The following is a 4526-nucleotide window of genomic DNA, read 5'->3' as shown; positions in this document are numbered from 1 at the left end:
TAAGGAAAATTAAACTTATTTATTAGCTTAATGATTTTTATAGTATCTTTCAAAGAAATTGAGATGATCTTACACAGAGCTACGCAGCATTCTTGTATGAATATGCTTTTTTCACTGATTATTAGCTGTGAAATAAAAAGTGAAGGGCGGGGGTTAAACATGAAGACCTTATATGACCTTTGTGTGCCGCGCGAGAGTGTTTTCGATGAGACAAAAAGAGATGATGTATTGGATTTGACAAATCTAATCGAAAATAGGATAGATCCCCACCGATTTTTTGAAGAAAACTACGTGACTCAAGGCATGAAAATATTGTTTGAGACGGCTTTTAAGCGCTTTCACAGGCAGAGCGCAGCGGGTATCATTAAATTGACTCAAAACATGGGCGGCGGTAAGACGCATAACATGATTGCGTTGGGGCTATTGTGCCAATATCCCGAATTTCGAATAAAGATAATGGGGGATAAGTTCAAGGACAGCCACCTGGGGAAGATCAAAGTTGTTGGCTTTACAGGAAGGGAAAGTGATGCCCCCTATGGTATATGGGGAGCTATTGCGGAGCAGCTCGGGAAAAAAGAGATGTTTAGAGATTATTATTCCCCGCTGCAAGCGCCTGGCCAGAGCGCGTGGGTGAACCTCTTAAAGGGAGAGCCGCTATTGATACTCCTTGATGAGCTGCCTCCTTATTTGGAATATGCAAAGTCGAAGCCTATTGGCGATTCTAATCTGGCCGTGGTGACCACCACTGCTTTGGCAAACCTATTTAATGCTTTAAATAAAGAGGAACTTTCCAACGTGTGCCTGGTTATTTCAGATTTGAGGGCTACATACGAAAGCGGGAGTGAACTCTTGCAGTCCTCTTTTAAGGAACTTGAGAATGAGGTCAATCGTTTGGCTATAAACATTGAACCTGTAAACATGACATCTGACGAGATATACCATATTTTGAGAAAGAGGCTTTTTAAAGTTTTGCCATCCGATGCGGAGATAAATGAAGTGGCAAATGCTTATAAACAGGCTGTTTCGGAAGCAAAACAGATGGGGTATACCAATGTGCCGCCTGATCAAATTTTCATTGGGATAAAGGATTCTTATCCTTTCCATCCTTCGCTGAGAGACTTGTATGCAAGGTTTAAAGAAAATCCCGGTTTTCAGCAGACAAGAGGCCTGCTGCGGTTGATGCGCATTGTGGTTTCTCAGCTTTACAGGGGAGACAATCCAAAGGCGAAAAATAAATATTTGATACACGCTTATGATTTTGACTTAAATGACCCCGAAATGCTCAGTGCTATTACACAGGTAAAACCCTCGCTTGCCAATGCCATAGCTCATGATATTGCTTCAAGTGGGAAGTCGGTTGCGGAAACGGTTGATGCGGCTTTGGGAGAATCCCACATGCAGGACCTTGCAAAGCTTATACTGGTTTCCTCTTTGGCGGATGTGCCCAATGCTTTGCTGGGACTTTCCCTGCAGGAGACCATAGGGTACTTATGCGAGCCCGGGAAAGACATTAGGCGTGTGAAAAGGGCGCTTGATGAATTTGTTATGCGTGCCTGGTATCTCCATACCGACAGGGACGGCAGGCTGTATTTCCAAAATACCAGAAACTTGATTGCCGAGCTTAATTCGCTGGTTGATTCCTATGACAATGACAGCGCTAGAAAAGAATTGAGGACTTTCCTGGAGGAAAAGTTCAAGCCCAATATAGGTGATTGTTACCAGAGAGTACTGGTTTTCCCTGCTGTTGATGAAATAGAGCTTTCTGAGGATAAGGTTACGCTTGTTTTATTTGAACCATACACAGGCGGTTCGGGCTTACATCCTGACTTGCGAAAATTCTATGAGAACGAGAAGTACAAGAACAGGGTAATGTTTCTCTCTGGTTCAAGGAGTACAATGGAAAAGCTCTTGCATGCCGCAAAGGAACACAGGGCGATTAATGAAATAATTAACAGGATGGAAAACGTTGATAAAGTTCCCGCCAACAATCCTCAATACCAGAAAGCTCTTGAGAAGAGAGACAGGATAGTGTTGGAGCTTTTACAGGCGGCCAGAGAAACCTTCACGCAGCTGTATTACCCCAGCAAGGCCGGCCTTTTGAAAGCCGATTTCTTGATGGAGTTTGTGGGTAACGAGTATAACGGAGAGAAGCAGATAAGGGATGTACTGATACAGCGCCAGAAGTTTACTACCGATGTCACAGGGGATATATTCAGGAAGAAGTGCGAAGAGAGGATATTTACGCAAAAAGAGATGCGGTGGAGCGATGTGAAAGAGCGAGCGGCAACAAATCCATTGTGGCAGTGGCATATTCCAACAGCGCTTGACAATTTAAAAGAAGAGATGCTTAGGAAAGGTATATGGCGTGAATATGGCGGATACATAGATAAGGGACCTTTCCCCAAAGAAAAAACCAGCGTTCAGATTCAGGAGCTGCGCAGGGACGAGGAAACAGGCGAAGTGGTTCTAAAGATTACCCCGCTTTATGGAGATAAGATTTACTATGAGGTGGGTTCTGTAGCCACCGAAGCCTCAAATCTCGTAGAAAACCCGTATGAGTTTAGGACAAAGGAGGTTAAACTGTCGTTTCTGTGCGTTGACAGCACTGGTGAGCATGAAACGGGTGAACCGGTAGAGTGGACCAATAAAATAACTCTTAAGTATCGGCAGTACAGCAAAGGGGGCAACAAGGTTGTTGAGCTAAAGTCTATTCCCCCGGTCCCTATAAGGTATACCACTGATGGTTCCAATCCGAAAGAAAGCGGGGGGATATACGAGGACGAGATTATTGTGCCTGAAGGCTGTACCTATGTGGTAGCGGTTGCAGAAGCTGCGGGGGTCTATTCAGATACCGTGGAAATCAAAATAGAGAAAGGAGACGATAAAGCAAATATTATTCCTGAGAAGCCGTTGACGCTCAGTAGGCGTATAAGGACAAATGATACGGCCGAGACCTATAAAGAGCTCGATTTGCTCAAAAAGTACGGAGCCAAGGTCAGCGATATTATAGTTACCTTCTACATAGAGAGCAGTGATAGAGATAAAAACTGGATAGAATTAACCTTTGATTCTTCCATGAAAGTGGATATTGAAAAGCTTGAAAATGGGATAGACAACATCAGGGACAACTTTGTCAATGAAGGTAAAGTCAACATCAATTTTGAATGCAATGCTGTCCACTTTGATAGCGGACAAAAATTTATGGATTGGGTGGCGGAAAAGAAATTGGATTTAAAAGACTTTAAAGAACAGGAGATCGTTCAATAATGGCAGAGAAAAGGCAAGTTTTGGGCTTTGGCTTTATTCCCGAAGAGTCACAGCATCATTTTTTGGTGATTATACCTCGCGCCAGCAATGGCAAGGTTATCATTTATGAACGCTTCAAATGGCAGGATGGCGCCAAAGAGCAGACGATTGACATAAAAGAGGACAGGCCGAAAGTGGAGATTTCGAAATACAAATGGAAACAGATAGAAGATACTCTAAAAAATGAGTTCAATGCAAGGCTGAAGAAGGAAAAGCTGCCTGCCGGCAAGTGGCATACGGGGCAGGTTCCTGTTCAGCGGCTTTTTGGCAAAGAGATGGTGCTTTTGGCCTGGGCAATAGAGGACTGCGATCCCTCGGTTATACCCGTTGCCATTAAAAACTGGCTCGGGCTCTCGCCGGAGGAGCGCTGGTGGCTGTTTACCATGACCAATGCCGCCACAGGGGGGCTCTATGACAAAAGAGGCTGGCGAAAGGCTATAAGGTACGCGCTTACTGAAAATCCCGTTGAGGAGACCAATAAGCAGCTGGATCTATTTGATTTGTTGCTTCAGAGAAAGATAGACGACTAAAGGGGTGGTAGTGTGTTTGGATGTGATACATCTTTTATAGAAGTTCAATTTCCTGTTTCGAAGGTCTCAAAGGAGAGCTATAAAGAGAGAAAGGCAGGTAGCGGTCAAACGTTGACAGGGCTTGGGAAATGGTGGGGCAGAAAGCCCCTTATTCTTGTCAGAGCGGCATTGCTGGGACTGCTGATGCCTGCAAGCGACAATCCCAAAAAGGATATGGAGATATTCTTAAAAATATTGACGATGGATGAAGAGGGGCTATGGCTTCGCAAAAAGCAGTCGATTCCTGCGGCGGTGATATACGAAAATCTATCAGAAGAGGAAAGGCAAAGATATTTCGAGGATGCCAATGGGAAAATTGCATATAAGAAGGGTATAACCAAAGAGGATAGGGAAAAGCTGCAAAAGCTTGTATTTAATAGGCTTTCTTATGATGAAAAGCTGAAATATTGTCTAAGGCCTGAAGAAATAGATAATCTGCCCGAGTCCGAGTGGCAGGTCATAAATGAGCATTTGGGCACAAATGCCAAGAGCTTACAGGAGCTTGTCCATCAATTGGGTAAGAAGAGGTTTGGCAAAGTTCCGGTTGTGGGTGACTGCTTCTGCGGCGGTGGGAGCGTTCCCTTTGAAGCGGCAAGGGTGGGATTTGACGTATATGCTTTGGATTTTAATCCCATTGCCATGCTTTTGACG

At 44.2% G+C, this 4526-nt stretch carries 3 protein-coding genes; all 3 read left to right on the top strand.

What is annotated here, in order from left to right:
* Positions 1-159: 159 nt before the first annotated feature.
* Positions 160-3267, top strand: a complete 3108-nt coding sequence (locus FWJ59_RS08185) for a DUF499 domain-containing protein (RefSeq protein ID WP_414481458.1) — start codon at positions 160-162, stop codon at positions 3265-3267.
* Positions 3267-3836, top strand: coding sequence for a DUF3780 domain-containing protein (locus FWJ59_RS08180; protein ID WP_025747845.1), 570 nt, complete (start codon positions 3267-3269; stop codon positions 3834-3836). The genes FWJ59_RS08185 and FWJ59_RS08180 overlap by 1 nt, the downstream gene beginning before the upstream one ends.
* Positions 3837-3848: 12 nt before the next feature.
* A partial coding sequence (locus FWJ59_RS08175) for a DUF1156 domain-containing protein (protein ID WP_414481457.1) occupies positions 3849-4526 on the top strand: 678 nt, incomplete at its 3' end.

This window comes from Caldicoprobacter sp., from assembly GCF_047459465.1.
Classification (GTDB): domain Bacteria; phylum Bacillota; class Clostridia; order Caldicoprobacterales; family Caldicoprobacteraceae; genus Caldicoprobacter.
This window is presented reverse-complemented; position numbering and strand designations above follow the sequence as displayed.

What these genes read in the sequence shown, in the direction of transcription:
- FWJ59_RS08185 (WP_414481458.1), top strand. Translation starts at nt 160, where the DNA reads ATGAAGACCTTATATGACCTTTGTGTGCCGCGCGAGAGTGTTTTCGAT.
- FWJ59_RS08180 (WP_025747845.1), top strand. Translation starts at nt 3,267, where the DNA reads ATGGCAGAGAAAAGGCAAGTTTTGGGCTTTGGCTTTATTCCCGAAGAG.